Genomic DNA, 25,199 nt, shown 5'->3' with positions numbered 1-25,199 from the left:
GGACGCGGCATGGCTGACGAGAAGCTCTTCAATTACTACGAACGTCAGGACGTCCTACCGACGTTCGGGAATTTCAAATCGGCCGCCGAACTCGATGCATATGCCAGCCAGCGGCGCGAGCTGTTTTCAGACAAGCTCGTGCTGCCGCCGCGGCTGTTCCGCGATGCGGAGGTGCTCGAATTCGGTCCAGATTCCGGTGAGAATGCGCTGGTGTTTGCCGGCTGGGGCGCGAACATGGCGCTCGCCGAACCGAACCGGCATGCGCATCCGAAAATTGAGGCCTATTTCGCGCGTTTTGGCCTGAGCGAGCGCCTGCGCGAACTCGCGTTGGCCGATGTCGAGGGATTTCGCAGCGAGCGCCGCTACGACATCATCGATGCCGAAGGTTTCATTTACACCGTGCAGCCGACCGAAAATTGGCTCGGCGTCTTCCATCGGCTGCTCAATCCGGACGGTTTCGCCGTCGTGTCCTATTACGAGCGCTATGGCGGCTTCTTCGAGCTCGCGCTCAAGGCAATCCATGCCGCCGGCAAGGCTTTGTCAGGCCGTCCCGCACTCGAAACCGCGAAGACGCTTTTCGACGCGAAATGGAACAGCATTCCGCACACCCGCAGCTTCGAATCCTGGCTGATGGACGTGCTCGAGAACCCGTTCGTCCGGCATCGGTACTTCCTCGACGCAGCCGCCTTGTGCACGGTAGCGCATGAGCAGGGATTCGACATCCATTCGGCGTGGCCAGCCTATCGCGACAGCCTGGACGTCTACTGGCACAAGAAGGTTCTCTCCGCCGACGAGAAGCTGCGGCGTGCGGCGCGCCATCTCCACCGCAGCCGCCTCAGCTTCCTCGGCGGACGCAAGCTCTACCTGGTCGGCAAGGCCGATGCCGTGGCGGCGATTTCGGCATCGATCGAGACGCTGGTTCTCGACGTCGACGCGATGATCGACGCCCCCTTCGGCGAGAGCCTGCCGCGCGTGATCGCAAGCCTTGCGTCCTTACGCGAGGCGATCCGAACGACGGACATTCTCGCGGACGATGCTTCCGACATCGAAACCATCGTTGCGACGCTCGACAGTTTCCACCGCATCTTCGCCGCGATCGGGCGACGCGATGCGCCTGCGGTCACGGCCCTGACCCAGACAGATCCGGCATTCATCAACACCTGGGGACAGCCGGCGCATTTCCTCGTCATCCGGAAGCGCTTCAAGGGATCATAGCCAGTGAGGCCAGGCATTGGCATCATCGGAACGGGGATGGTCGGCCAGATGTGCCACCTCGCCAATTTCGTCGCCAATCCCGCCTGCCGCGTCGTCGCCATCGCCGATCTCCGGCCGGATCTCGCTGGCGCCGCAGCGCAGAAGTTCGGCATCTCGCAGGTCTACGGCACGCATCGGGAGCTGCTCGCGGACGCTGCGGTGTCCGCTGTCGTGGTCGTGACAAAGCGGCGAGCCACCGGTCCGATCGTGCTGGACGCGTTGAACAGCGGCCGCCACGTGCTGTCGGAGAAACCGATGGCCTATACGACGGCTCAGGCGACGTTGCTGGTCGAAGCGGCGCGGCAGCGAAACCTCGTCTACAGCGTCGGCTACATGAAGCGTCACGATGCCGGTGTGGCGCGCGCGCTCGATGTGCTGACGCGCTTGCGCAACGACCGATCGCTCGGACGCGTGGTCCGCGCCAAGGGCTGGTGCTTCGGCGGCGACACCGGCCGGTCGCGCGACAATTTCGTGATGACCGGCGAAACACGGCCGGACGGGATCGAACTCTGGAAGGACGGTCCCGACTGGATGCCGAGCACGATGCGGGCCGGCTACGACAGCTTTCTGAACGTCTTCAGCCATATCATCAATCTGACGCGCTACCTGCTTGGATCATCGCCAACGCTCGCCGACAGCTCCGTCGAAACTTCGGGAGCCGCGCGCATCACCCTCGACTTCGACGGCATCGCTTGTACGCTGGATCTCGTGAACGGGTCCGAGGGAGCCTGGCGCGAGGGTCTGACGATCGATTTCGAGCGCGGCGCGGTGACCTTGAAACTGCCCCCGCCCTTTGCCGAGCAAGAGGCGGAGGTCATCGTCGAGCACGATGGTCAAAGCACGCATCTGACGGGTGAAAAGAGCTGGGCATTTCGGCGCCAGGCCGACGCCTTCGTTTCCGATATCGCCGAGGGACGCCCCCCCCTGGCCTCCGGCGCGGACTCGGTGACCGACATCTCACTGGCGGAGATGGTCTACAAGCGGCGGGCTGACGGCATCGCGTAATGCGGAAGTTTGCGCAGCCAGCCGTTTCCATCGCGACACACGCGAGTCCGCGTGACAATCGCCAGTCAAAGGCGCCGGGCTGCCTTGACCTGAAAAATACGACCCCCTATAGACTTTCGCTCTGACTGGCCTGAGAGGCGTCCGGGACGATTTTCCGCAATGAACCTGCTACCGGGCCCGGCGCAAGCTGCTGCGATTGGTGTCAGCCTCGCCTTTCCACTGTTGTTGCTGCTTTACGCGCGCATCGCCGCCACCGGCGGAGCCGGCCGTCGCTTCCGGCTGGGCTGCATCAGCGTCGTCATCCTTTACGCCGTCGCCTGTATCGCCCTTCCAGGTCAGCGCCACGTCGGCGATGTGCTTGGCGGTCTCTTCCTGCTCGGGACCGCAATGATGCTCTGCTACATCCTGTTCAGCCTGCTGGCCTGGGGCTTCACGCTGACGCTGCTCACCGCACTCGTTCAGGCTGGACATCCTCTCACCCTGGAGCAATGGGCGAGAGCCTACATGCAAGGTGGAGATCTCGGCACCTTCACGCACAACCGCCTGAAGCTCCTGATCGGGGCCGGGATGGTCATCACGGCGGACGGCCGGCTTGCCCCCACCTCCAAGGGGGTTGCGGTAGCGCATCTCGTCAAGCTCGTTCGTCTGTCGACAGGCCTTGGGTGAGTCGATGTCCTTTGCTGTCGGACTTGCCGCCGTCGCCGTTTTCGCCCTGCTGGCGCCTGCTCTGCAATTCATGGCCCGCGCACGCGCTTGGCCGCTCGGACCCGTGACCCTGCTGGCGATTGCCACGATTGTCTCGCACGGTCTCGGGGTGATGCTCGGAATTCTCTTCGTCCCGCAGCTTCAGTACTGGGACGCCGCATCGATTTTCGGATTTTGCGTCATGGCTTACGTGTTCGCCTTTGGCGCCGTGTATAAATCGGTTTCGCTGGGCATCCTGCTCAGCCTCGTCGATCGCCCCGATCGCAGGGCACCGCTATCGGAGATCGCTGACGGGCAGGTTCCAGATCTGTTCCGCGGACGAATTGGGAACTTGGTCGATGGCGGCCTGGTGGAACGGACCGATTCGCACTTCGCGGCGACGGCGGCGGGCCGGAATATGGCAGGCCACGTCGGACGGCTGCGCCGCGCCTTCGGCATTGGCGACACCAGCCTCTATGATTTTTCCGACTAGTTGCGCGGAACACACACATCATAGGTTTCGCGCCGGTCTTGTGGGCATACCGGCGAGCCGCATTGTTCGCCCGGTTCAGATGACCTAGACTTGCATGGGGTCACCGGGACAGAGTGGCCCCGCCAACGGGCGCATACAATGACACCTTCTAGGGCGGCAAAAAGGCTTACGATCGTCATTCCTGCACTGAACGAGCAGGACAAGATCGCCGACACGATCGACGGCGTGCTGCCGCTCGCCCGCGACCTGCTCGACGATTTCGAGATCTTCCTGATCGACGACGGCAGCACCGATGCCACTGGCGCGATCATGGACGAGTTCGCAGCCGGCGAGCCGCGCATCATCGTGCATCACAATGCCGAACCGCGCGGTGTCGGTGCCGGCTTCGAATATGCGCTGTCGCGCGCGAAATTCGATGCCATCACGCTCATCCCCGGCGATCACGCCTTCCAGAACGAGGGTGTTGCCCGGATGTTCAAAGCGGCGGGCGCCGCCGACCTCGTCATCACCTATCGCGACAACCAGTCGGACCGCTCCGTAAACCGCTCGCTGCAGTCGCATTCGTTGCGGTTCATCCTGAACTGCCTGTTCGGCTTCTGGCTGTCCGACTATCACAGCATGATCGTCTATCCCGTGAAATGGCTGCGCCAGATCGCGGTCAAGGCCGACGGCTACGGCTACCAGATCTGTGCGCTGATCTCCCTGCTCCAGCTCGGCCTCACCTACGTCCAGGTTCCGGTGAGCCTGAACGCGGAGCTGAAGGGCTCGTCGCGCGCGCTGCGGCTGCGCACCTATCTCGAGCTCGGCGGGACCATCCTTTCCCTGCTGCGCCGCGTTCCCATCCGGAACGTCAACCTCAGGCAGATTCCCGCCGACGCGGAACGGACCCCGGCGCGCTAGGCCTCGCCGGACTACGACACGGCACCTCCAGCACAGCGGCTGCGAGAGCACGGGCGCGCGCGGGACGCCCTCCCGCCGCAATCTAGTCTAAGTGATTGATTTGGCTGGCAGGAGTGGCAGGGCTCGAACCTGCGACCCCCGGTTTTGGAGTACGGGCGGCATTGTCTCAACCAGTGCCGCCCTGTTCGTTTCCGTAATGAAATCAAGCGGGCGGCACCCGACCGCAGTCCATCAGGTCCAGCCGGTGACGCCCCGTACTTTCGCCTTTGGGTCCAGGATTGGGTCCGGCCTTGGTCGCGCTCAGCGGCCGCGCGATTGTTCGCCGCCATCTCCAGCAGACCGGCGCGCTCCAGCGGCATCGTGCTGTCGTCGGCCAGGCAGAGCCGCTCGAACGCCTCGAGCTCGTCAATATCGTGCTGATGCTGCCCCCATGGGCGCCGATCAGACTCCGGCGCCCATGGTCTCGTCAATCCCGAGATCAGTTAAGCTTCTTCGGCTTGCTGTCTGCAATCAGCTTCGGAAGGTGCTGGAGCGCCTGGCTGTCACGCCCTGCGGCGTCAAGCTCCGCCCGGCTGCGCTGCACCCGGCTGCCGATTAGCTCGGTCTGCTTCGATCGCGCTGCGGATGGCGGATGCACTCGTCGCGCTGGCCTCGATGCAGTCATCGTTGCCAATTCGAATCTCCTGCTCGATGCGTTCTGCCGCGAGTGCTTCCGCCGCCATGACGAATGACAGTTCGGCTACGCTGAGATTGTCGCGGATGTTTGCCATCGGATCCAGCTCGCGGGCCTGGCGCAGCTGGTGAGATCGTCCGCCGAGCAGCTTCAAGTAAACGGCCTCGGTGCAAAGCATATAGCCCTTACCGGTGACGTGGTGCTGCTTGAGCGTGTCTGTGTAGGCGACGCGCTGCGATCGTGAGATGGCTCGAGCGCCGACCCACCTGTTCTCCTCGGCAGTGGCGCGCTGCAATATTTCATCTGCCAGCGAGGCATCGCCTGACCGATAGCGCAGCCAGATCTCACGGACTTCGAGCTCGAGCTTAGAGCTTAGATAGCCGGCGTAGGCGGCGGCCAGGATCGGATGAGCGAATGTGCCAGTACTGCCGCGGCCACGCTTCGCATAAATAGCTGACGTTACAGCCTTATTCTCCTTCAAAGAGGAATTGACGATCTTTTTCTCAAGCTCGCCGATGAGCGCTTTCGCCATTCGAGTGTTGCGCCACTTCGACGGCACCTTTCCTGCGCCAGCTTTCGCTGCCCGCCAGAGGTCGTCGAGGCATACATTCCCGTGGCTATCCTCGTAAACGCGGTGGCCCCGCAGGACCAGAATCGTCGACTCGTTCAAGGTCGTATCTCCTGTGCGATACGACCACTCCGTGCTTGTGGATTTCTCCAGTCAGAGTACAAAGGCCTTGTTCAGGGGCTGTACCGCGCACGTCGTGGTCCAGATTTGAATTAAGAAAGGCGGTCACCCGGTGGTGCGGGGCCGCCTTTCGGCTTTCATGAGCTCAAATTAATTCCGACGGGAGTTACCGGATCGTTCCCCGGTGACCGCTTCGAATCAGCGTGAGCACATGACGCTCATTGGACACCCGGGTGCCGACTCGACGCAACGAACAACGTCGGCACTCCATGAGTTACGAACAGGCACCTGCCCGTTAATTGTGCGAATCCGAAGATATACTGGCTCGTTTTCAGAAAATGTCGCCCGGTCGCAACATCCGGGCGTTACCGGGGATGGGCGCATCTGGCATTGCAGCATTCCACACCCACGACGCGCAGTAGCTGGCGCGCGCCTCGAGGCCCAAGGGATTGATAATTTGCGAGCTACTTAGGTTGCCGCTTTGATGGCGGCATGCCTCGCCCTCCCCGACGCTACACGCCTACGCATGCCGACGGCCGGCCGCTCAAGATCACGTTCGGAGAGATGCGTGAGATGGGCTTGCGCGGCGTCCTGGTCTACTGCCATTGCGGGCACCACGTCGCTCTGAGGGCCGATCGCTGGCCGGATGAGGTACGGCTATCCGACATCGAGCCGCGCTTCGTGTGTCAAGGCTGCGGCAATCGCGGCGCCGAGGTTCGCCCCGACTTCGAGTGGGGCGACTTGCGGCTGGCTATCAGAGGATACCGAAACACACGATGACCAAGGGCTGGGGGCGGCCTTTCGAGGATCCGATCAGGATCGGCGATCGCGTACTGGTGACGCTGCTCGACGCCGGCGAGTACATCGCTGCGCTGCCGAAGAAAGAGCACACCGCGCCGGAATGGCAAGCGGCGATGGAGGCGCTGCTTCTGGTGGTTGAGCGCGACGGCCCAACGATGTTCGCGCGGATCGGCGTCTTGCGGGCATTGAACCGTCACTACGTCCCCGAGTTCAACCCGAAGGGAAAAGAGCCGCATTGGGGCCGGCGCAAGCTGAAGAGGGACCAATGACCGTTTTCGTGTATGTGAACACCGCCAAGCAGGTCGGCGATAAAGACCACATCAAGGTGTTCGCCAACCAGGACGCGGCCGAAAAATGGTTCGAGGAGAACGATCCTGAGGGCGTGGCATTCGAATACGAGGTGCTGGAATAGGCCCGCCAGCCTGAGCCGACGGGCCCTCTCGTTCACTGAGCTCGGCGCTTCGTTGGCCACGCTCCGTCAGTCAAGTCGCCTTTTTGCTCGAGTCTTCGCTTCAACGCGCGGATCAAGTCTGTCGAGCGTCTAAACCTGCTCCGATAACGTTTCCTCAGGACCGCCTCGGTCACTATCAGCGGTCGCTCGGGAATGCGGTCTCTCGACGTCAGGATATAATCGACAGGCTCCTTATTCTGCTCATCCAGCCTGACCACAACGGCGATACCCGGACGCTGATTAGAGCTACGCCGTAGCGTCCAGACCCGACAGTGTCGCTGGGGATGCTGCCAGCATCGGGCGACGCGCAATGATATAAAGGAGCCATCTTTCGCGGCCAAACAGCCTCCCGTCCGCTCAGCAATGAGATTGGAGCCCACGTTAGGCACGCCAGCAGCAATTCTCGCGGCAAGTTGGTGGATCAGGCTCACGCGGTCGCCGCGCGTATCGAGATAGCTGTAGTCTCCTGGAGGATCAAAGCCGATCAGCGCATACGCTTTGCGAAGGCTGCCGAACCGGCGTTCATATATCGACGCGCATGGCACCCCCTTGGCCCGATTGATCGCATCGGCGGACAAAGTGCCTAGCCGGAGCTGTAGAACGCGCAATTTCTTGAGCAACATATCGGACGACAGCTTCAGTCGCACCCGACGCTCGATAATCCGCTGAGCGTTATCGAACACATCGCGAGGTACCATTGGCTCAAGGGTACCCTCTTTGCGGATCCACTTGGCCTTGCCGTTGATGACGCGACGTTGCCGGAGGTAGCTCGATGTCCGATAATAGACGGTATTGCCAATGTAGTTTTCATTGCGAAGCATGCGGCCGATAATCTGAAGATTCCACGGGACGCCGCAATGGTTGGCTACGCCCCTTTCGTTCAGCTCGGCCGCAATGGCGGTTTCCCCTTTCCCGCCAACGAAGCTTTCGAATATCCACCGCACGATCGCGATCTCATCGGGGGACCCGGCCCGTAGCAACACTCTGTCGGTTTGCAATGCCTTCTGCTCGCCAGGCTGGAGAAAGCCCCTCGATCTTCCCGTCGCGTCGACCAGTTCTCTGCGCAGTGCAAAGCCGGGCCGACCACCCACCCGATAGCCGAGCCCAACGATCCGGCTATGCCCCGCAAAAATCTTTGCCGACTTGTCGCGGCTGTCCTCGGCCGCCATAAGGCGCTTCATGCTTTTCCATAGGCCGGACATCGGGCTTCCATCGTTCTCGAAGATCTCAGCGCAATAGATCACCTTCACGCCGGCCAGTTTGCAGATGAACTCATAGTAGGCGCTCTCATCCGTGTCCTGGAAACGACCCCAGCGGCTGACGTCCCGGACCAGAACGTGGGCAAAGTCAGCATCTCCCGATTGCACGTCATTGAGCAGATCGATAAGCCCCTGGCGATTATTAATCCTCAACCCGCTAATGCCCTCATCCATATAGGTGCGCACGATCTCGAGCCGATGCTCGGCCGCGTAGCTCGCGATCAAAGCCATCTGATTTGCGATCGAGTATTGTTGCTGATCTGTCGACATTCGGATGTATTGGGCCGCCCGAAGCTCATTCTCGCGTCGGCGGAGCAACCTGGCACTCTGAACAGTGAGCGCAGTTCCCATGGAACGCCCCTACCGTTGGCCACGTCCAGCCTATCCCAGCCAGCCTGAAAGCCAAGACGAACAGTGCTTTCCGATCCAGTCCAGTGCAAGCGAACCTGCGACCGGCGCCAAGGCAGACCAGAAAGATGTTCCCCAGCAGCAATGTTGCTTGCATCCCAACCGCAGCCGCGGGGCGAAATCAACAGGCCGCATGGATCAATATGGATAGGCCCGCCAGCGTGAACCGGCGGGCCCTCGCCCTTACCGTCTCATCCGGCGGCGGTGGGTCATCAGCCGTTGCCGGTCGCGCTTCCTGTGTCTTCGGCGCCGACCCTTCATTTGCCTTTCCCGTACCGAGCGATTTTGCGCAGAGACAGTCTCACCGTCCGGAGCACGTCGAGCGCTAGCGACTGACCGTTACCGGAAGCGTGGATAATCTCGGTGGGCAAGATGCTGAAATTGCGCTCCAAGTAGAGCAAGAGGTCAATCAGCGCCGTCAGCTCCGTGGGCATGACGAGGAGCAGGTTGTTCGCCGCTTCCCTCATTTCCTCATAGGCCTTAACGGCTTCCAAGTTGGCTTGGCCGATCTGAGCGACAGGCATGTTTTGCTCGGCCATTAGGGCCGCCCGCATGGCGGCCTGCGCGTAGGCTTCCCTCGCGGTGACGTGCCTGCTGATGTCTTTGATGACCCATTGGCGATCGCGCCAGGTTTGAGCCTCGGGACTGGCAATTGAGGGCGCGGGATGGGCAACCGAAGAACTGCCCGGGAATCGAATTAGGTTGGACATGGTGGTGCTCGCGGTATGAACCGGCTTTCCTAGGGCCGGGCGCCAGCGGCGGGCTGGCACCGGGAGTCTAGGAACACGTCCGCGAGAACGTGCGCCACGGCCTTTACCCTTTCGGGCTGTTGCATAACCGTGGCACTCCCGGCATAGTGAGCCGGTCGCAGCCCACGGCAATGGGCGCGGTGACGTCTTTCAGCGGGACATGAGGCCCGGCAAGGCCGATGGCCCGCCTATCGCGGATGAAGCGCTATCCCCGGCAAGGGACCGCTTCGGGAGTTTCCTAGGCTCCGCGAGCATCCCACCATGATTTGGTGAATTTTGTCTATCCCCTTCCGGGGGCGCTTTCGCGCGCGTTCACGCCGGTGGAATTGCGGCCCATGACTAAACCGTTGGTGATGCGCGAGGCTGCATGTCTATGCCCCGGTCAAGGTCGGCGCCAAATCAAGGCCGCGCAGAAGATGACCAGAGGAACCATTACAGCGCTTATCCTGCCGACCCACTTTGCCATTCGCTCGATCTTAAATTGGAGCACCAATTCGTCGGCTCCGCAGGAAGCGGGGTCGGTTGGTTTTCTATGCATGGCAGCTTCTCAGGACGTTGAAGAAAGCTCGAGTTGATGTGCCAACTAAGCCGCGTTCGACCTCAAGCTGGCGGGCTTCTGCTCGAGCTTAGTGTAGCGATGATCACGATGGCTAGAAGAACCCATCCGAGGATATCGACGGATGTCATAGCTCGCTCCGTATCAAGTCAGGCGAAATCAAAGTCCGCGGGCAATTTCGTCTGGTCACTTGGGCCCTCGCTGAACACCCGGAGGCTACCGAGGTGCCGATTGAATATGCTGGCAGACCATCCCGCCCGGACTGTCCGATGTGGCCACGTCATGCACTGCCAATCGTACAGTGCCCTCTCGCTGCGGCTTGCCGGCTTCCAATTCCAGAGCGACGGCCTCAAGCCAAAGGCCTTGAGCCCTTATCAAGCGGCTCGATTCCGTAGCCGCAGCTCCACGCAGCACAGGCAATCTCTCGATCGCGTCCTGAATGGCGCCAGCAAGCGCCTCATCAGTGATGGGCTCTTTGACAACGAGCCCGGCACCTGAGCGCACGACTTCTGTCGCATATCCGCAGACATCGCTGACGATAGCCGGGACGCCGGCAAGCAACGATTCGAGGATCACTTGTCCAGCTGCCTCGACGCGCGCCGGGTGCACCAGGAAGTCAGCTGCACACAGTAACCGTATGACATCGGAGGTGTAGGGCACCAATCGCGCCCGATCCTTGAGCCCGAGTCTTCTGATCTGCCGCCGTATCCATCCCTTTTCCGAGCCGACGATCACGACATAAAGATCGGGATGGCGGGCCGCAGCAGCGAGGACCCTATCGACGCCCTTCTGCAACGGATCCACCGCGATTGCTATCGCTGCGGTTGCGTCCAAAGGGATGTTCAAGGCTTTGCGGACGTCTGATCGAGCCACCCTCGCCTTTGCAGCCTCTATCCTCTCCTGGTGCACGATAAGGGGCAGCACGATGCCGCGAGCCGGATCAAACCGATATACTTTGGCGTATTCGTCCCGCTGGCGCTCGGTTAGGAATAAAAGCTTTGTATTTGAGCCCGATCCGAAGACACCCTCCTCCAGAGCGCGGCGAGTGCGGTATCGCGGCAGCCAGGCGAACAAGCCTCCACACCGGACGACACCATCGGCCGCAAAATGTGCGTCGGCTCCGGGTATCCGTTCAAAAGCCAAGAAGGCCTCAGCGCCAGCAAGTCTTGACCACTGAAGAGCGGCCCGACTGAATGCGCGAGATCTGACGTGGTTGAATTGGCCCGGCGCCTCCAGCAGCACAACCGGACATGGCAACGAAAGCCTCTGATCAATGGCCGTCGCGATGATTGTGACCACATGTCCGCGGCCCCGCAAGAATCGAGCGACCGCAAGACAATCGCGCTCCTTGCCTCCCAGCTTGACAAGCTGGAACACAGCTAACACTACCCTCAAAGTCCGAGCCCCCCGGCCCAAATTGTTTGTTTTTCAATAGAAACATTGTAATGCACCTAACCGCCGGTTGCAAAACAAAAAGTTGCGGCAGTCGCGACCTCAAGCAACGGTTGATATGAAGATAATGCTTAACAATATCAAAGACTTAAAATCTAAACATTTGGGTATTGGGGCCATATTTCTGCTGGGTTTCGCCTGCGCCGCTGCGCCGTCTGTTGCCGAAATCATAACGGCGGTTTTCGTCATGGTGGCAATCGTCGTGCTAGCCCATGATCGCACGCCCCTCGGCGAGCCGCCTATTATCCTAGGTCTTGTTTGGATCGGTTTTGTCTTGTTGAGCGCGACATACGCCGCTGCCCACGGATTGCCGGGCGATCACTTCAAGGCGCTGGGGAAACACCTACCGATCGCTCTCGGGCCCATCGTGGCGGTCCCTCTGGCCTCTTTGCGGCTGCGCCAAGATACGGTTCTGGTCGTCTTCCTCGGTGGGCTCGCGATTGGCGCAGCGGTCTTGTTGGTGCGCAACGGTGCGATCTCCCTGATTGCCGGAGAACTCGTCGAGCCAGACCGCGCGTATCTAGGACACATAAACCGTAATTCTGCTGGTCTAGCATGCGGCCTCTTGATCATATCCGCAGCCTCGCTTTTGCAATATGTGGTGCTTCAGAAACCTTGGCGGCTGCTCTTCAGAGCCTCACTTACTGTTACGCTCGGAGCCGCAATTGTTTTCGCAGAGATCCTGCTGATCTCTCTCCAGAGCAGAACAGCTCTAATAGCTACCGGCATCGCCATGGCGACCTGGTTCGGCGCGCAGCTAAAATATGGTTTTGGTCGCGATGCCAGAGGGCGCGTAGATCGGTATGCTACCGTCGCCCTACTCGCGACTGTGGTCATCGTATCCGCGACAAAATGGTCCACGATTACGCAGCGATTTGATAATCCGATGACCGCCGCCATCGGGATCGGACGACCGCTTGGTGATCTCAGGGCGTCTGGTCAGGACCGGCTCGCTCTAACTGCTCTCGCGCTCGATCTGGTCCAGCAGAGGCCCTTGCTTGGTTGGGGACCCGATGTCTCTCGGCTGCCATACCTCTTCGCGCAGACGAACGGGGTAAAATCGCTCACGCAATTCCACAACGGCTACCTGCAAATCCTGGTCAACTTCGGCGCAATTGGCGCACTCCTTATGACCGCGCTAATAGTTGTGGCGCTGCGCGCGGCTGCTCGGTCGCCCGGCAGCATGCCAGCGGCGATCTATTCAGGAGCTCTTGCTATCGCCGCCTATTTCACTGTCGCAAACTTCACCGAAAGCGTGCTGTTCGTGAAACCAGCAGGAACGAGCGCTATGATCTTGATCGCGGTGGCTTGCATGCCGGCCCTAGGCCGGCGACTAGGCCGTGCAAGAACTTTTTAGCTGACCCCAAGGTCGTCAAATCCACTTTCAGTTAGCCTTGGGTAGCCACGCAAAGGCTTTAAACGACGACGACGCGGCGTCTGCTCGGCAAGCAGCGGGCGCGGATGATCTTGGCCCCGACGCGCAATCAGCACGCCCTCGTCATCGCGTGTCGGTCAGCGCTGGGCCCCCATTATTGCGTTCCAAAACATGCGACTTCCACGGTGGCCGGATCGTAGGACGTCCCGGCCAGGTTCACCGCGAAGATCGGGTTCGCACTTCCTGAACGCCCGCTTGAAGCGCCTTTGACGATTCCGTTGCTGCCGCTGTCCTCGATGTTTCCGACGCAGGTGTAGGTCGTGTTCGCGAACGCGGTCGAGAAGTTCAGAGTGTAGGATCCTGCCGACGAGCGCGTCACGCTTGCGACGTTATAGGCTTGGCTTATCGCTCCGCTTGCACCTGTGAAGCGAACCCACGCTTTGGCCGCGCTCGGATGGCTCTGCTGCTGAGAGGGCGTGACCACTGCGGTTGTGCTGGTAGCCGCCTGCTGATCCGACTTTGTCGCAGCCGTTGCGCAAGTGCCGATCGTGGTGATCGCCGAACCAAAGCACGTGATACTAGTGACCGTTCCGGTTCCGGAAGCGGTGATCCACGACGGATTTGCACCCGCACCACCGGTCGAAAGGAGTTGCCCTAACGTGCCGGGGTTGAGAGCCGACCAGGATGAAGCCCCACGATAAACCAGGCTGCCGTGCGTCGTGCCGAGCAGCTTGTCCAGGACCGCGGAAATGGGGTTATCGTCCAGCGTCGAGGTGATGCCGGAAATGTTGGACCTGATCGTCCCGTCCGGCGCGGTGCTGGGCGACACCAGCGAATGCGCAAACCAATTGCTATAGCCGTCGGAGATGAACACGAAGGCGCCGTTTGCGACGTTGATGACGACCGGCGAAATGCCGCCGTTGATCCTGTCGTCCCCCGCGGTGGTATTCCTCACAATAGTAAGCGGCTTGGCGGCGGTAATCTTCGATCCGAGATCGATGACGTAGAGCGGCTGGCCTGGATTGAAATCCGCGGCGCGGGGAAGAGTCCACGTGTGAGGGTCAAACCATGAGGCTAGCTTGTTCGTGGCAACGACGCGATCCGTATTGCCCATCACGTAGTCGGCATCCGCGACTTTAGTCAGGCTGTAGAGGTTTAAGATTTTCAGAAGCTCTGAGAATGGGAGCGCGTGAGCGGGATTGGTGTAATTCAGGGTGTTGGCAATAACGCTGTTCGGCGGCAACGTGTTGTACATCTGCGCAGTAGCCGCAACGGGCCAAAACGCGACTATCGCCGCTGCGAGCAGAATATTCCGGCCTTTCATCGAATTACCCCCTGGAGCTCTCAAAGTTTGACCTCGACACCGGCGGCCGCGACCCACGGCGCGGTCTCCAGGAAGCGTCGGAAGGCTTCCAAGGCGAGAACCGCATCCTTCTTGGTCCAGCCGGCGCCGTCGAGAATGCGCAGCTCAATGCCGGACGCGGCGCTCGATGCTGTCCCGGTGGTGAAGTCGCTCTGCTTGAAACCCTGGACGCCGCGGTTCAACGCGATGTAGTGATCGGCCACCTTCGTTCTCCGCTCTTTATGCCGCGCGCACGCGATTGCCGATCGGCATGAAGCCAACAGGCATCGCCGGCCGCGCCAGATCTTGCACGGCGCTCATCCAGCACTTGCTGCGCTTCGCCCTCGCCCGCTCCAGTTCGGACAGCACGACGGTGATCGTCTGCTCCTCGGACGTCTTCGGGTTGACGAGATCGAGTTGATATTTGTGCATGGTCAGAAGCTTTTTCGTTCACCTTTGATACCGATGGAGATGGCTGCGTTCGCGATCGTCATGAGCCGGACGGCCTCTTGGTCATTCGCGAGGAATTTCTTGGAGAACTCGGCGTCTCGCATGTGCCGGTCCTTCCAGGCTTTGATGCTTTTGATCTCCTCGGCCGTGTAACCTTCGGCCTTCAGAATCTCGCGGGTCGTGCCGACCGAGATCCCGAGCGAACGCATCCAGGCTGCGCCTTCAGCCAGACGCTTTGAATCGCTGTCCACGAAATCACCGATCCGGGGAACGATGCCCGCGATCGCAGCGTCAACTGCACTCTCATCCTCGCTTCCGAGGCGGGCATGCAGATCGCGCCACTGCTGGTTTGCTGCAACATCGCCGGCCAGCAGACGCTGGCTGAAGTCAGCATCCGCGATCAGGCCGTCGATCTGTGTTCGCGCCTCGGCGGAGGTCGCGGGGGGCGTTTGGGTGCTCATATCAACTCCTATGCTGCGGTCTTGGCCGCGATCGGCATCACTTCGCGGTCGAGCTTCTCGACCTGGGCCCGGACGCTGCGCAGCACCGCTTCGTGCGCATCTTGAAGCGTCTCCCGCGCCGGGCGCATCTTGGCGGTATCGTCCCCAGCGCTGAGCGGCGGGGCCTTCGCAAAGGGAGGCTTCGGCCCCGCGCCGGCAACCCGCCAGGCTTCGCGGCCGATAAGAGCCTCGCCGCTGCCAAGGAATGAGCCGCCATCGCCGAAGTTCATCGCCGGCAGGAAGGTCCCGGTCGGCAACGCGGTTGCGAGCTCGGCGGTCGCCTGCGTGTAGCGTGCCCACTCTGCAGTCGCCTCCGCGATCTTTGCCAGGACCGCAGCCATGGCGTCGACGCGCTCCGCGGCCGCCTTCTCGAACACGGCAAGCTGCTGAGCGCGCATCTCGACAGCTGCCGCAGCCGCGGTTTCGCGGTCCAACCGCTGGGCCAATTCCAGCGCCGCCCGCAGCTCGTCGACCGCCCTCTTGGCCGCTTCAACCTTCTCGCGATGCGCCGCCAGCTTCCCGGCCGCGCCGGGCTGGCGTTCGATCGCTTCAAGCGCGAACAGCGCGACCTCGGTCTCTAGCTCGGCTTGCACCGCCAAGGCGGTTTCGAGATTGGCGCGGACCTGCGGCGCGCGCTGCGTGCAGGCTTCGGGCACGAAAGGCTGGCCGTCCTTCGGCTCGGCGCCGGGTTTTTTGCGGAACATGCCCATGATCCTCACGCTGCCTCGCTGCGATGCTGGTCCTGCCGGCGCGCCGCGGCGACGGCGTCCTCCAGGCGGCACCGGATCCAGTCGGAGACCGTGCGCCGATCGCGTGCGGCGATTTCCTTCACCTGCTCCTCGAGATCAGGTTTGACCCGCGCACCGATCATCTTCGTGTTTGCCATCGTCGACCTCTGTCACGTTCGTAGCGCCACCATCCATCATGATTATATGGCCGCCAGCAACGCACTCGGTTGCTGCACGCTTCTTTGGCCTTGGTGATCGCAAGCGCGGCTTCCATCTGCCGCGGACGCGCTTCGCGAGCTCCTCGTCCTCGACAATCACACAGACCGCAATCCGCAGCGCCAGCGCATCCAGGACCGCCTGGAGCGACATTTCGCCGAAGCCCCTCATCGGTGGGTCCGAGAGCAACTTGCTTACGTAGCCGCTCTGCAAGCCCGTGATGGCGTCGATTGTTTCGTGGCTGAGATTGAGGGCATCCCTGCGATCGCGCACGACCTGCAGCAGCTGCTCGCGTGATGAGACCAGGCGCGGCTTCATGTCAGACATTGCTCAACAGTGTTTGCAGGGGATGGACGCGGAAATTGGCCGGGCCGCCGCGAAAGAGAACGGGGACATGAAATCTGCGAAGGGCTCGGGATTTTCCTGCCACCCACCCCCCGCCGGGTGTTTTTGCATCAGGCCATGGATATTTGCGCCGTCGACAGATCGCTCCACGCGCGCGCGCATTCGAAACGTCTAGAGTTGCTTCGCTGCGCCCATAAATCCCTTCCCCGAATGCGCAAACCGGTGTCGCCGCGTCGACAAGCTGCTGATTTTGTTCGCTGCTATCCAGCCGGGCGAAGGCATTGGACCCAAGCTCGGACCCAGCAAGGCGACAAACCCCGATGGTAACTGTTACTAACGAGTTACGTGCTCGACTAGGTGCCTGGTTATATCCCGACCGATCGCCAGTCGTTTCGACGTTACTACGCACGTGGGCCGAACGAGGTCCTTTCGGCTCAGAGTAACTGCCTATGCCGTTGGGCGAGCGTGCAGCACGCGTGCAGGCGTGCAGCTCGCCTATGGCTAGGCAGAGGAGTGGGCTACACGGGTAGCTGTACGTAGCTACACTGGAGCAACACGGTAGCTGCACGCTTCTGATCATGGCTTCACCGCCAGTCGGGAGGCAGGGCGAGAGGGTCGGCCGTAGTTCTCGACATGGACCTTGCCGGCACTGAACAGGCGCTCCATGGCATCCTTCAGATCGGGCTTACGAAGACCAACCCGCTTGGCGTCGGGATCGGCGGCGAATGCCGTCGGAGCAAAATTGGGCGCGGTCGGTGTCGCGCTCACATTGCGCCCCTGGTCGGCGAACCGGCGCAACAAGTCGAGGAACAACTCGTCAGCCCGACCTTCCCGCGCCAGCTTGTCCAGGCTCGACGCGCCTCCCTCGGGGAGGAAGAGACCGCGCTGATAGCGCAGCACGAGGGTCTCGCCGCGGGGGCCGTACTGGTTCTTCTTGAACTCGAGCTCGCGCAGATCGTTGTCCGGTTGTTCGCTGTCCTCGCTTTTGGCCGCCTTTAGGTACTGCCGGAAGCGGAAGGCGCCGTGCCATGCTGTGGAGCCTGACAGGCCGGAGCCGGAATTGATGCCTTGGAGGCTAGGATGGCTGAGAACGGTCACCGAACCGTCGGCCACCTTAGCGAGGGCCTGCATGTGCATCGCGAAGGCGTACACCTGCACACGATCGATTTCGTTGCCGGAGAAGGCGCGCGAGAGCGTGTCGACCGAGATATTCCGCGGTTTGATGTCGCCGGCGGCCTCGTAAAGTCTGTGATAGAGGCCGGTCACTTCCACCTTGCCCCCCTTCGTCGCGGCGACAAGCGTAGCGTCCTGGCCGAGTAGCGGCAGAACGCGCAAGCCGCCGTCGGCGAGATCCTTGAATGTGGCGTCGTAGTGCTTGGCGATCGCCGCGAGACGGATGTGGATTTCGTCTTGGTCGTCCTCGGCGCCAAGGTAGAATGCGGGCCCGGGCTCAGGCAGGGTGCCCAGCCAATCCTTTGCGGTGACGTGGGCCACATTCTTCATCAGCTCGATGATCGATTTACCGGTGCCCCCTTCCCCGCTGAACAGGCCGGCCTGTCGCAATGGGACACGGTCCTTGATTGCCCATTTGCGCTCCGGCACGGCTTGACCGTCCAGTGCAGACAAGTCGAGCCAAGCGAGTTTCTCGGTCGCCGAGGGCTGCTCTAGCGGAGCCGAAGCCTCGTGCCCGAAAGCATCAAATGACGTGACGGGCGGCCGATCGTCATGCGGCGGCTCCTCCGTAGGAGCCATCTCGCGCACATAGCCTAGGTCCTTGAATACCTGGAGGCCCATCGCGCGATGTGCAGGGTTCAGCATCAGGCGACCTCCAACGTATCAAGAAGCGCCGGCGCGTCGTTCGGATGGTTTCTCAGCCACTCCGCTAGCCGCTCGCGGTTACCCAGGCTCAGCACGTAGTGGAAGGCCTCGATCGTGGCTTGCGTGGTGTAGTAAGACTTGCCGTCGCGTCCGACGCGCTTCTCAGGTGCGTAGTCCTGCGCACCTGACTTGCGGGCCGGAGGCAATTCACCCGTCCATTTCCAGCGATCCCGTTCGTCATCGAGCTCCCAGCGCATGACCAAGTGCGCGGCGTAGTCGGACGGCAGGGTCTCGACTGGCGCGAAGGCAGCCGACATGAGCGCCTGCACCTCGTCCTGGCCGAGATCATCGACATACCCAGCGCATTCCGCGAGCAGCTGCAGGTTATCGACGGCAGTCTGTTTCTCGACCCATCGCTCATCGACGAACCAGCGCTGCGCGGCGCAGCATTCCGCAAATTCCTCAGCGACGCTCATTCGTCGTCGCTCCCGTCGAGGAGACCGAGCTCTCGCGCCTTTTCCACCGCCTTGTTGATCGCCTTGGCGAGATCCGGCAGCCGCGCGACTCCGATAGCGAGGCCCTTCGTCGTCGGAACGAGCTTCCCTTCCCTGTTCATCGCGTGCTTGCGCACGTTGATCAGGTTGTGACCTTTGAAGGTCGTGAGTTCGGTGATGATCGCATCGTGCCGACGGTTGGCCCAGAATTGATCCACGACGATGGGTTGGGCGAGCTCAGGGCGCTTAGCCATGGTGCTCTCCTCAGGCCGCAGTGAGCATGCGCTCGATGACGGCGCGCGGGATCACAATGCGGCGGCCGATCCGGATGCAGCCGATTTCGCCTTTAGCCACCGCCGCGTAGGCGCCGGCGCGGGAGATCGGAAAGATTTCCGGCAGTTCCTCGACTGAGAACGTCGCCCGCCCGTCCCACTTCGGTGGGAGAATTGCCGGTGATTTGTCCATGACATCCGCCTTTTTGGGATTGATGTGTCATGGTCTATTTGCTATTTTGTTTTCTGTAAGTCGTTTTATTGTGGGATTTTGGTATGCAAAAATCACCAAGGAAGCGCGGGCGCCCTCCGGTCGGTGAGGAGACCGAACAGGTCGCAGTCCGACTGCCGAGGGCCTGGATCGAGATGATGCGGCCGCATCTGTCGCAGAACATCCGCAATCGCCTCCATCGCTCTTTGTTCGAGGAGCAGATCGATCAGCAGCGCGACCAGCACCTAGTCAGGCTTGGCGGTCAGATTGAAGAGCTCGCCCGACGCGTTCGGAGAGCGACGCGCGCCGATTGGCATGCGGACCGCATCTCGCATCAGATTTTCTTGGAGACCCTGCGCCTGCTGTTCGAGAGCGAGCCTGCGCCGACGGCGGAGATTTCGAACGTGAAATCCGATCCGAAGCAGGCCGCCGAACTGATCTTCAACAGCTACATCGAAGAGGTTCGCGAGCACGAGCAGGGAAAACACACAATGAGGATGAAGCAAACTCTTCTATCAAAAATTGAGGGCAGCGATGGCTAAACGGGGACACGGCGAAGGCGGTATCGACGAGCGCGGCGAGAATGTTTTCAGGCTGCGGTGGCGTGCGAACGGGAGGCGGCACACGAAGACATTCCGCGGCACCAAGGCCGAGGCACGGAAGGAACTGCGCGCGCTGACCACTGCGGTGGACACGGGCGAGCACGTCGACCCGAGCAAGATCACCGTCAGCCAGTGGATCGATCAGTGGATCGCCGCGGGCGCGCCGGGACGAAAAAAGCAGAAGGTCGGGCAGCGCACCCTGGAACGGTATGAGGAGCTGCTACGCGTCCACGTCAAACCGAAGCTTGGGGACAAGATCCTCCAGAAGCTCAAGGCCACCGAGATCGATGAGCTTTATGGCGAGCTCGAGCAGAAGCTTGCGCCGATGACGGTCAACCATGTGCACCGGTGCTTCAACTCGGCGCTGTCCACGGCCGAGCGTAAGGGGATGCTGGCGAGCAATCCGATGACCCGGATCGAACAGCTTCCGTCGGCCGGCGAAAGCGATCACGGTCTGGCGCTCGACGAAGCGGATCTGAAGACCCTGGTGAACGGCTTCAAGCCGTCGGCGACGATGTACGCGCCGGTTGCCGTTGACGCCTCGACCGGGGTCCGCCGCAATGAGCTGCTGGCCTTCTGGTGGACCGATTTCGATCCCGAGAAGAAGACCTTGAAGGTCGAGCGGGCCCTGGAGGTCACGAAGAAGTTCGGCATCCGCTACAAGGCCCCCAAGACGTGGCGCGGGAAACGCACGATTGCTCTGGACGATGGAACCGTTGCGCTGCTGCTGACCGAGCGGGAGAAGTATCAGCGGCTCACGGCGGGCATCCCTGATGGCGCGGACGCGTCCAATGTCGACTTCACCAGGATCAAGCTGCCTGATGGTGCCTTGATCTTCCCCGGGGCGCCGGCGGCCGGAGAGGACTTCGACCTCACCAAGCCGCGGGACCCCAGCACATTCTCGAAGCGCTTCCGCAAGGGTGCGGATGCTCTCGGCTTCGCCGGTTTCGAGTTTCACCACCTGCGGGGCACTCACGCCACCCTCCTCCTGGACAAGGGCGTGCCGGTGCACACCGTCGCGGAGCGGATCGGTGATGACCCCGCGGTGCTGCTGAGGAACTACGCGAAGCGCAAGCGCAAGCAGACCGCCGACACGTCGGTCGCGTCGGTCATCAACACTATCTCTGCCGGAATTTTCGAGTCCTGAACCGGATTGGGTCCGGGTTGGGTCCAAGTTCAGCGTCTGTTCAGGAGGAATGCCACCTAAGCCTTTGACTTAGCTGGCAGGAGTGGCAGGGCTCGAACCTGCGACCCCCGGTTTTGGAGACCGGTGCTCTACCAATTGAGCTACACTCCTACGAACCCGCGTCGCCGCGGATCAGGGGCGCTTTCAAGCACAGAGAGCGGCCGGTTTGCAAGGGTGAACCGCGCCGGCTTCGCTTGTTTGTGCCGGGGGTTCTGGGCCACAGTCCATCGGCCATAACGAAAAACAATCGGGAGTGCCCATGACCGCTACAGCGACCGCCACTGCCGCCCCGCAGGCCGCAAACGCGCCCCACACCCCAGCTTTGCCGGAAGCGCGCCCAGAGACGCTCGGGCTGTCGCGGCCGCGGCTCCAGGCCATGTCGGACACCTTCAAGCGCGAAATCGACAAGGGAACCGTTCCCGGGGTCACCGTGCTGGTGGCGAGGCGCGGCCAAATCGGCTGGTTCGAGGCGCTCGGCAAGCAGAGCCCGGCAGGCGCGGCGCCCATGGCGCGCGATTCGATCTTCCGCATCTTCTCGATGACCAAGCCGATCGTCTCGGTCGGCATCATGACGTTGGTCGAGGACGGACAGTTCCTGCTCAGCGATGCCGTCGCAAAGTTCATACCGGAGTTCGCGAGCCAGCAGGTCGGCGCCGTCAAGGACGGCCGGTTGGAGCTGGTACCGCCGGCGCGGCCCATGACCGTGCAGGACCTGCTCCGCCACACCTCCGGCCTCACCTACGAGCACCAGGGCGACGGCCCCGTGCACAAGCTCTACCAGGAGTCCCGCGTCCGCAGCCGCAAGATCACCAACGCCGAACATGCCGCGCTGGTGGCGAGCTTCCCGCTCGTCTGCCAGCCCGGCGCGGAGTTCAACTACAGCCGCTCCACAGATATTTTGGGCCGCATCATCGAAGTCGTCAGCGGCAAATCGCTCGGCGCGTTCCTTACCGAGCGCGTGCTTGCGCCGCTCCAGATGGCCGAAACCGGCTTCTCGACAAGCCAAGCCAATGCCGGCCGCCTTGCCGAGCCGTTCGCGGCCGACCCGTGGACCGGCGACAAGGTCGCGCTGTTCAACATGCTCGAGCAGCCCGTGATGGAGTCCGGCGGCGGCGGCCTGGTCTCTACCACGATGGACTACGCCCGCTTCTGCCTCATGCTGCGCAATGGCGGCACGCTCGACGGCAACAGGATCATCGGCCGCAAGACCCTGGAGCTGATGGCCTCCGATCACCTCGGGCCAGGCGTGCCGACCAACGGCACGCTGCTATCGCCGGGTCATGGCTTCGGCCTCGGCTTTGCCGTGCGCCGCGAGGCCGGCATCGCGCCCTTCCCAGGCAGCGTCGGCCAGTATTTCTGGAGCGGCATTGCCGGCACGTTCTTCTGGATCGATCCGAAGGAGGATCTGTTCGCAGTGTTCATGAGCCAGGGGCCGGGACAGCGCGACCACACGCGGACCCTGGTGCGAGATCTGGTTTACGCGGCGGTGGAGTGAGGCCCTGCGCTTACGCGCGACGCCGTATCATCATCCGCACTGTCATGCCCCCGCGAAGGCGGGGCATCCAGTACGCCGCGGCGGTCATTCGTTCACACAACTGCGGCTGCGGGTACTGGATCGTCCGCCTTCGCGGGCGATGACCGCTGTGTATGGGTGGACTACGTGCCCTTTCCCTTCCGACAAACGCATCAACTGATCGTCGCGCCGCCGTCGATCACCATGGTCTGGCCGGTCATGAAGTCGCCGGCCTTCGAGCCCAGGAACACCGCCGCGCCGGCGATCTCGTCGGGGATGCCGATGCGCAAGAGCGGCGAGCGCGAGGTCGAGGCTTTCAGGTTCTCCGGATTGTCCCACAGCGCCTTGGCAAAATCGGTCTTGATCAGGCCCGGCGCGATGCAGTTCACGCGAATGTTGTGCGGGCCGTATTCGCAGGCGAGGTTGCGCGCGAGCTGCATGTCGGCGGCTTTCGAGATGGCGTAAGCGCCGAGGATGGTCGAGCCCTTGAGGCCGCCGATCGAGGAGACGATGATGATCGATCCGTCCTTGCGCTCGATCATCTGGGGCACCACCATCGAGATCAGCCAATTGTTGGCGACGATGTTGTTGTCGAGGATCTTCCTGAACTGATCGTCGGAGATGCCGGCGAGCGGGCCGTAATATGGATTCGATGCGGCGTTGCAGACCAGCACGTCGATCTTGCCGAAGGCGCGGTTGCTCTCGTCGACGAGGTTCTGCAAATTCTCTTTCGAGGAGATGTTGGCGGCGACCGCGACCGCGGTGCCCTTGCCAAATCTGTCGTTGATGCCCTTCGCCACCTGCTCGCACACGTCGGCCTTGCGCGAGGAGATCACCACCTTGGCGCCGTGCTCGGCCATGCGCTCGGCGATCGCAAGCCCGATGCCGCGCGTCGAGCCCGTGATGACGGCGACTTTCCCCTTCATGTCGAACAAGGTCATGTTTCTCTCCCAGATTTGATTTTCGTATTCAGTATCAGGCCAGCTTCTTGACTTCCGGTCCCGCCGGCTGATGCATCGCCGCGTGCGCGGGATCGGCGATCCAGGGCTGCTGATTGACCATCGGCAGCCGCCAGACCGTGCGATCGGGACTCGCAAAATAATCCAGCCGCGTCACCGAGCAATTATCGATGTCGAACGACAGCCCGCGTTCCGGCTGCCCGCCGAGCGCGAACCCCACTGCCGCCCTGATAGTGCCGCCATGCGCGACTGCGATGATGTCCTTCCCGGCCGCCTCGGCGTTGATCCGCTCGATGGTGCGGCGCGTGCGGTTGTAAAGGTCCATGAAGCTTTCACCGCCGGGCGCGGGCTCGTTGATGTCGGCGAACCAGCTCGCACCGACGGGGCGGCTGGCAATGAACTGGGCGCGGTTCATGCCCTGCCAGCGGCCGAGGTTCTGCTCGGCGAGATCCGCCTCCCATTTCAGCGCTGCCGGCCTTGGAAAACCCGCAGCCCAGATCGCCTCGGCAGTTTGATGGGTGCGCATCAGATTGCTCGAATACCAGACCGCCTGGCGTGGCAGCACCTTGGCAACAGCATTGAACACATAAGTATCGCTGGTGTCACAGGCGATGTCGCTCTGCCCGTAGATGTTGCCGCCGTCGTTGCGCACCGGCGCGTGACGGACCCACCACCACCGCGTGATGACCACGTTCGGCTTGTCTGCACCTGCCATCGAAACCCTTCCATCCCGTCTATTGTCGCTGTACGTGAGTAGTGAACGCGTCTCAAGACACTTTGCCGTTTGAAATCTTGTTTGAAATTCCGTCGCGCGGCAAGCGTCGTGCACGAGCAAAAGGGAGAAACGCATGGGTCGCCTGCAAGGCAAATCCGTCATCATCACCGGCGCCGGCAGCGGCATCGGCCGCGCGGCTGCGCTGCTGTTCACCAAGGAGGGCGGCAAGTTGATCGCGGTCGATCGCACCGAGGCGGTGAAGGAGACGGTCGAGGAGATCAAGAAGGCCGGCGGCGTCGCGGAAGCGATGGTTGCGGATGCCGGCTCCGAACAAGACGTCATCGCTGTGATCGACAAGGCGGTGAAGACGCACGGCCGGCTCGACGTGATCTGGGCCAATGCCGGCGTCTCCGGCGGACTCGTTCCGCTCGCCGAGCAGACCGTCGAGCATTGGCAGGAAATCCTGCGCGTCAACCTGATCGGGCCGTTCCTCGCGGTGAAGTACGCAATGCCGCACATGGTCAAGCAGCAGTCCGGCGCAATCGTGCTGACCGCCTCTGTCGCCGGCCTCAAGGCCGGCGCGAGCGGGCATCCCTATGCCGCGAGCAAGGCCGGCGTGATCAGCCTGGTGCAGACCACGGCGTATTCGCTCACCGGCACCGGCGTGCGCATCAATGCGGTCTGCCCCGGCCTGATCGAAACAGGCATGACCAAGCCGATCTTCGACCGCGCCAAGGAGCGCGGCACCCAAGACAAGATCGGCCAGCTCAACCCGCTCAAGCGGCCGGGACAGCCGCACGAGCTCGCGGCGATGGGACTGTTCCTGGCGAGCGACGAGGCTTCGTATGTGAACGGCCAGGCGTTCCCGGTCGACGGCGGCTTGACGGCATCGATGCCGTATACGGGCAAGCCGGTTTAGTTCGCAGGTCGTGTCCCGGACGCGACGCAGCGCGCAAGCGGTGCGGCGCAGAGCCGGGACCCAGCAGGCTACGTCGCTCGCTGCTGCACGGGCCCCGGCTCTGCAGCGCATCGTCGAACCGGACGATGCTTCGCATCGCCGGGGAGACGCTGCGCAGCGTCCGGGCCACGAGACGTGAGTT

General features: G+C 62.1%; 30 protein-coding genes and 1 tRNA gene. 13 read left to right on the top strand and 18 right to left on the bottom strand.

Annotated elements, in window-relative coordinates:
- The first annotated feature begins 9 nt into the window (after positions 1-9).
- The 5 genes from I6F31_RS14605 to I6F31_RS14585 all read left to right on the top strand — a co-directional run bounded on the left by I6F31_RS14605 (position 10) and on the right by I6F31_RS14585 (position 4,336).
- A complete protein-coding gene (locus I6F31_RS14605; RefSeq protein WP_225185606.1) occupies positions 10-1,215 on the top strand; it encodes a class I SAM-dependent methyltransferase in 1,206 nt (401 codons plus the stop codon).
- Positions 1,216-1,218: 3 nt separating this feature from the next.
- Positions 1,219-2,259 carry a Gfo/Idh/MocA family oxidoreductase gene (locus I6F31_RS14600; RefSeq protein ID WP_225185605.1) on the top strand — a complete coding sequence of 347 codons (1,041 nt, stop codon included), beginning with the start codon at positions 1,219-1,221 and terminating at the stop codon, positions 2,257-2,259.
- A 159-nt stretch (positions 2,260-2,418) separates the two neighbouring features.
- The gene (locus I6F31_RS14595) at positions 2,419-2,925 is read left to right on the top strand and encodes a hypothetical protein (RefSeq protein ID WP_109143344.1); all 507 of its coding nucleotides are present in this window, start codon (positions 2,419-2,421) and stop codon (positions 2,923-2,925) included.
- A 4-nt stretch (positions 2,926-2,929) separates the two neighbouring features.
- Positions 2,930-3,436 carry a hypothetical protein gene (locus tag I6F31_RS14590; protein WP_225185604.1) on the top strand — a complete coding sequence of 169 codons (507 nt, stop codon included), beginning with the start codon at positions 2,930-2,932 and terminating at the stop codon, positions 3,434-3,436.
- Between the two features lie 138 nt (positions 3,437-3,574).
- Positions 3,575-4,336 carry a glycosyltransferase family 2 protein gene (locus tag I6F31_RS14585; RefSeq protein WP_036010911.1) on the top strand — a complete coding sequence of 254 codons (762 nt, stop codon included), beginning with the start codon at positions 3,575-3,577 and terminating at the stop codon, positions 4,334-4,336.
- A gap of 557 nt (positions 4,337-4,893) precedes the next feature.
- Here the strand turns inward: I6F31_RS14585 and I6F31_RS14580 are convergent.
- A complete protein-coding gene (locus I6F31_RS14580; RefSeq protein ID WP_225185603.1) occupies positions 4,894-5,679 on the bottom strand; it encodes a KilA-N domain-containing protein in 786 nt (261 codons plus the stop codon).
- Positions 5,680-6,189: 510 nt separating this feature from the next.
- Here I6F31_RS14580 and I6F31_RS14575 point away from each other — a divergent pair.
- The 3 genes from I6F31_RS14575 to I6F31_RS14565 are packed head-to-tail and all read left to right on the top strand — an operon-like array spanning position 6,190 to position 6,910.
- Entirely contained in the window at positions 6,190-6,477 is a 288-nt protein-coding gene (locus I6F31_RS14575; protein WP_225185602.1) for a hypothetical protein, read from the top strand.
- Positions 6,474-6,767 carry a hypothetical protein gene (locus I6F31_RS14570; RefSeq protein ID WP_225185601.1) on the top strand — a complete coding sequence of 98 codons (294 nt, stop codon included), beginning with the start codon at positions 6,474-6,476 and terminating at the stop codon, positions 6,765-6,767. Before I6F31_RS14575 ends, I6F31_RS14570 begins: the two co-directional genes overlap by 4 nt.
- A complete protein-coding gene (locus I6F31_RS14565; RefSeq protein ID WP_018642104.1) occupies positions 6,764-6,910 on the top strand; it encodes a hypothetical protein in 147 nt (48 codons plus the stop codon). Before I6F31_RS14570 ends, I6F31_RS14565 begins: the two co-directional genes overlap by 4 nt.
- Positions 6,911-6,942: 32 nt before the next feature.
- Here the strand turns inward: I6F31_RS14565 and I6F31_RS14560 are convergent, their stop codons facing one another.
- The 3 genes from I6F31_RS14560 to I6F31_RS14550 form a co-directional block, all read right to left on the bottom strand.
- On the bottom strand, positions 6,943-8,559 hold the full coding sequence (locus tag I6F31_RS14560) for a recombinase family protein (protein WP_276573202.1): 1,617 nt from the start codon (positions 8,557-8,559) through the stop codon (positions 6,943-6,945).
- A gap of 314 nt (positions 8,560-8,873) precedes the next feature.
- Positions 8,874-9,326, bottom strand: coding sequence for a hypothetical protein (locus tag I6F31_RS14555; protein ID WP_225185599.1), 453 nt, complete (start codon positions 9,324-9,326; stop codon positions 8,874-8,876).
- 811 nt (positions 9,327-10,137) lie between these two features.
- Positions 10,138-10,995 (bottom strand): glycosyltransferase family 4 protein, encoded by an 858-nt coding sequence (locus I6F31_RS14550; protein ID WP_225185598.1) that lies wholly within the window; start codon positions 10,993-10,995, stop codon positions 10,138-10,140.
- Positions 10,996-11,440: 445 nt separating this feature from the next.
- Between I6F31_RS14550 and I6F31_RS14545 the strand changes: the two genes are divergently transcribed.
- Positions 11,441-12,730 carry an O-antigen ligase family protein gene (locus I6F31_RS14545; protein ID WP_225185597.1) on the top strand — a complete coding sequence of 430 codons (1,290 nt, stop codon included), beginning with the start codon at positions 11,441-11,443 and terminating at the stop codon, positions 12,728-12,730.
- A gap of 172 nt (positions 12,731-12,902) precedes the next feature.
- Here the strand turns inward: I6F31_RS14545 and I6F31_RS14540 are convergent, their stop codons facing one another.
- The 11 genes from I6F31_RS14540 to I6F31_RS14490 form a co-directional block, all read right to left on the bottom strand.
- Positions 12,903-14,072 carry a hypothetical protein gene (locus I6F31_RS14540; RefSeq protein ID WP_225185596.1) on the bottom strand — a complete coding sequence of 390 codons (1,170 nt, stop codon included), beginning with the start codon at positions 14,070-14,072 and terminating at the stop codon, positions 12,903-12,905.
- Between the two features lie 20 nt (positions 14,073-14,092).
- Entirely contained in the window at positions 14,093-14,314 is a 222-nt protein-coding gene (locus tag I6F31_RS14535) for a hypothetical protein (protein ID WP_225185595.1), read from the bottom strand.
- Positions 14,315-14,330: 16 nt separating this feature from the next.
- On the bottom strand, positions 14,331-14,522 hold the full coding sequence (locus I6F31_RS14530; RefSeq protein WP_225185594.1) for a hypothetical protein: 192 nt from the start codon (positions 14,520-14,522) through the stop codon (positions 14,331-14,333).
- A 2-nt stretch (positions 14,523-14,524) separates the two neighbouring features.
- A complete protein-coding gene (locus I6F31_RS14525) occupies positions 14,525-15,001 on the bottom strand; it encodes a hypothetical protein (protein WP_225185593.1) in 477 nt (158 codons plus the stop codon).
- Positions 15,002-15,009: 8 nt separating this feature from the next.
- On the bottom strand, positions 15,010-15,744 hold the full coding sequence (locus I6F31_RS14520; protein WP_225185592.1) for a hypothetical protein: 735 nt from the start codon (positions 15,742-15,744) through the stop codon (positions 15,010-15,012).
- A gap of 11 nt (positions 15,745-15,755) precedes the next feature.
- A complete protein-coding gene (locus I6F31_RS14515) occupies positions 15,756-15,926 on the bottom strand; it encodes a hypothetical protein (protein ID WP_225185591.1) in 171 nt (56 codons plus the stop codon).
- On the bottom strand, positions 15,886-16,302 hold the full coding sequence (locus I6F31_RS14510) for a hypothetical protein (protein WP_225185590.1): 417 nt from the start codon (positions 16,300-16,302) through the stop codon (positions 15,886-15,888). The genes I6F31_RS14515 and I6F31_RS14510 overlap by 41 nt, the downstream gene beginning before the upstream one ends.
- Positions 16,303-16,905: 603 nt before the next feature.
- Complete coding sequence (locus tag I6F31_RS14505; protein ID WP_225185589.1) at positions 16,906-18,147, bottom strand: AAA family ATPase; 1,242 nt, start codon at positions 18,145-18,147, stop codon at positions 16,906-16,908.
- A complete protein-coding gene (locus I6F31_RS14500) occupies positions 18,147-18,623 on the bottom strand; it encodes a hypothetical protein (protein ID WP_225185588.1) in 477 nt (158 codons plus the stop codon). Before I6F31_RS14500 ends, I6F31_RS14505 begins: the two co-directional genes overlap by 1 nt.
- Positions 18,620-18,895 carry a PC4/YdbC family ssDNA-binding protein gene (locus I6F31_RS14495; protein WP_225185587.1) on the bottom strand — a complete coding sequence of 92 codons (276 nt, stop codon included), beginning with the start codon at positions 18,893-18,895 and terminating at the stop codon, positions 18,620-18,622. Before I6F31_RS14495 ends, I6F31_RS14500 begins: the two co-directional genes overlap by 4 nt.
- Before the next feature lie 10 nt (positions 18,896-18,905).
- Positions 18,906-19,106 (bottom strand): helix-turn-helix domain-containing protein, encoded by a 201-nt coding sequence (locus tag I6F31_RS14490; RefSeq protein ID WP_225185586.1) that lies wholly within the window; start codon positions 19,104-19,106, stop codon positions 18,906-18,908.
- Positions 19,107-19,189: 83 nt separating this feature from the next.
- On the opposite strand from I6F31_RS14490, the gene I6F31_RS14485 reads away from it, so the two are divergent.
- Positions 19,190-19,666, top strand: coding sequence for a hypothetical protein (locus I6F31_RS14485; protein WP_225185585.1), 477 nt, complete (start codon positions 19,190-19,192; stop codon positions 19,664-19,666).
- Positions 19,659-20,873, top strand: a complete 1,215-nt coding sequence (locus tag I6F31_RS14480) for a tyrosine-type recombinase/integrase (RefSeq protein WP_225185584.1) — start codon at positions 19,659-19,661, stop codon at positions 20,871-20,873. The genes I6F31_RS14485 and I6F31_RS14480 overlap by 8 nt, the downstream gene beginning before the upstream one ends.
- A gap of 74 nt (positions 20,874-20,947) precedes the next feature.
- Here the strand turns inward: I6F31_RS14480 and I6F31_RS14475 are convergent.
- A tRNA-Trp gene (locus I6F31_RS14475) sits at positions 20,948-21,023 on the bottom strand.
- Between the two features lie 148 nt (positions 21,024-21,171).
- On the opposite strand from I6F31_RS14475, the gene I6F31_RS14470 reads away from it, so the two are divergent.
- A complete protein-coding gene (locus I6F31_RS14470; RefSeq protein WP_225185583.1) occupies positions 21,172-22,407 on the top strand; it encodes a serine hydrolase domain-containing protein in 1,236 nt (411 codons plus the stop codon).
- A gap of 191 nt (positions 22,408-22,598) precedes the next feature.
- Here the strand turns inward: I6F31_RS14470 and I6F31_RS14465 are convergent, their stop codons facing one another.
- Together I6F31_RS14465 and I6F31_RS14460 are read right to left on the bottom strand one after the other, a co-directional pair.
- A complete protein-coding gene (locus tag I6F31_RS14465; RefSeq protein WP_225139860.1) occupies positions 22,599-23,366 on the bottom strand; it encodes an SDR family oxidoreductase in 768 nt (255 codons plus the stop codon).
- Between the two features lie 34 nt (positions 23,367-23,400).
- Entirely contained in the window at positions 23,401-24,099 is a 699-nt protein-coding gene (locus tag I6F31_RS14460) for a histidine phosphatase family protein (protein WP_057029612.1), read from the bottom strand.
- A gap of 133 nt (positions 24,100-24,232) precedes the next feature.
- Between I6F31_RS14460 and I6F31_RS14455 the strand changes: the two genes are divergently transcribed.
- Positions 24,233-25,018, top strand: a complete 786-nt coding sequence (locus I6F31_RS14455; RefSeq protein WP_109143341.1) for an SDR family oxidoreductase — start codon at positions 24,233-24,235, stop codon at positions 25,016-25,018.
- Positions 25,019-25,199: the final 181 nt, after the last annotated feature.

The sequence above is a fragment of the Bradyrhizobium sp. NBAIM01 genome (assembly GCF_020194115.1).
In the GTDB taxonomy this organism is placed as follows: domain Bacteria; phylum Pseudomonadota; class Alphaproteobacteria; order Rhizobiales; family Xanthobacteraceae; genus Bradyrhizobium; species Bradyrhizobium yuanmingense.
Note: the sequence above shows the minus strand (reverse complement) of the source record. Positions and strands in the feature narration are given on the sequence as shown.

What these genes read in the sequence shown, in the direction of transcription:
- I6F31_RS14605 (WP_225185606.1), top strand. Translation starts at nt 10, where the DNA reads ATGGCTGACGAGAAGCTCTTCAATTACTACGAACGTCAGGACGTCCTA.
- I6F31_RS14595 (WP_109143344.1), top strand. Translation starts at nt 2,419, where the DNA reads ATGAACCTGCTACCGGGCCCGGCGCAAGCTGCTGCGATTGGTGTCAGC.
- I6F31_RS14590 (WP_225185604.1), top strand. Translation starts at nt 2,930, where the DNA reads ATGTCCTTTGCTGTCGGACTTGCCGCCGTCGCCGTTTTCGCCCTGCTG.
- I6F31_RS14585 (WP_036010911.1), top strand. Translation starts at nt 3,575, where the DNA reads ATGACACCTTCTAGGGCGGCAAAAAGGCTTACGATCGTCATTCCTGCA.
- I6F31_RS14575 (WP_225185602.1), top strand. Translation starts at nt 6,190, where the DNA reads ATGCCTCGCCCTCCCCGACGCTACACGCCTACGCATGCCGACGGCCGG.
- I6F31_RS14570 (WP_225185601.1), top strand. Translation starts at nt 6,474, where the DNA reads ATGACCAAGGGCTGGGGGCGGCCTTTCGAGGATCCGATCAGGATCGGC.
- I6F31_RS14565 (WP_018642104.1), top strand. Translation starts at nt 6,764, where the DNA reads ATGACCGTTTTCGTGTATGTGAACACCGCCAAGCAGGTCGGCGATAAA.
- I6F31_RS14560 (WP_276573202.1), bottom strand. Translation starts at nt 8,559, where the DNA reads ATGGGAACTGCGCTCACTGTTCAGAGTGCCAGGTTGCTCCGCCGACGC.
- I6F31_RS14555 (WP_225185599.1), bottom strand. Translation starts at nt 9,326, where the DNA reads ATGTCCAACCTAATTCGATTCCCGGGCAGTTCTTCGGTTGCCCATCCC.
- I6F31_RS14545 (WP_225185597.1), top strand. Translation starts at nt 11,441, where the DNA reads ATGCTTAACAATATCAAAGACTTAAAATCTAAACATTTGGGTATTGGG.
- I6F31_RS14540 (WP_225185596.1), bottom strand. Translation starts at nt 14,072, where the DNA reads ATGAAAGGCCGGAATATTCTGCTCGCAGCGGCGATAGTCGCGTTTTGG.
- I6F31_RS14530 (WP_225185594.1), bottom strand. Translation starts at nt 14,522, where the DNA reads ATGCACAAATATCAACTCGATCTCGTCAACCCGAAGACGTCCGAGGAG.
- I6F31_RS14525 (WP_225185593.1), bottom strand. Translation starts at nt 15,001, where the DNA reads ATGAGCACCCAAACGCCCCCCGCGACCTCCGCCGAGGCGCGAACACAG.
- I6F31_RS14520 (WP_225185592.1), bottom strand. Translation starts at nt 15,744, where the DNA reads ATGTTCCGCAAAAAACCCGGCGCCGAGCCGAAGGACGGCCAGCCTTTC.
- I6F31_RS14515 (WP_225185591.1), bottom strand. Translation starts at nt 15,926, where the DNA reads ATGGCAAACACGAAGATGATCGGTGCGCGGGTCAAACCTGATCTCGAG.
- I6F31_RS14510 (WP_225185590.1), bottom strand. Translation starts at nt 16,302, where the DNA reads ATGAAGCCGCGCCTGGTCTCATCACGCGAGCAGCTGCTGCAGGTCGTG.
- I6F31_RS14505 (WP_225185589.1), bottom strand. Translation starts at nt 18,147, where the DNA reads ATGCTGAACCCTGCACATCGCGCGATGGGCCTCCAGGTATTCAAGGAC.
- I6F31_RS14500 (WP_225185588.1), bottom strand. Translation starts at nt 18,623, where the DNA reads ATGAGCGTCGCTGAGGAATTTGCGGAATGCTGCGCCGCGCAGCGCTGG.
- I6F31_RS14495 (WP_225185587.1), bottom strand. Translation starts at nt 18,895, where the DNA reads ATGGCTAAGCGCCCTGAGCTCGCCCAACCCATCGTCGTGGATCAATTC.
- I6F31_RS14490 (WP_225185586.1), bottom strand. Translation starts at nt 19,106, where the DNA reads ATGGACAAATCACCGGCAATTCTCCCACCGAAGTGGGACGGGCGGGCG.
- I6F31_RS14485 (WP_225185585.1), top strand. Translation starts at nt 19,190, where the DNA reads ATGCAAAAATCACCAAGGAAGCGCGGGCGCCCTCCGGTCGGTGAGGAG.
- I6F31_RS14480 (WP_225185584.1), top strand. Translation starts at nt 19,659, where the DNA reads ATGGCTAAACGGGGACACGGCGAAGGCGGTATCGACGAGCGCGGCGAG.
- I6F31_RS14470 (WP_225185583.1), top strand. Translation starts at nt 21,172, where the DNA reads ATGACCGCTACAGCGACCGCCACTGCCGCCCCGCAGGCCGCAAACGCG.
- I6F31_RS14465 (WP_225139860.1), bottom strand. Translation starts at nt 23,366, where the DNA reads ATGACCTTGTTCGACATGAAGGGGAAAGTCGCCGTCATCACGGGCTCG.
- I6F31_RS14460 (WP_057029612.1), bottom strand. Translation starts at nt 24,099, where the DNA reads ATGGCAGGTGCAGACAAGCCGAACGTGGTCATCACGCGGTGGTGGTGG.
- I6F31_RS14455 (WP_109143341.1), top strand. Translation starts at nt 24,233, where the DNA reads ATGGGTCGCCTGCAAGGCAAATCCGTCATCATCACCGGCGCCGGCAGC.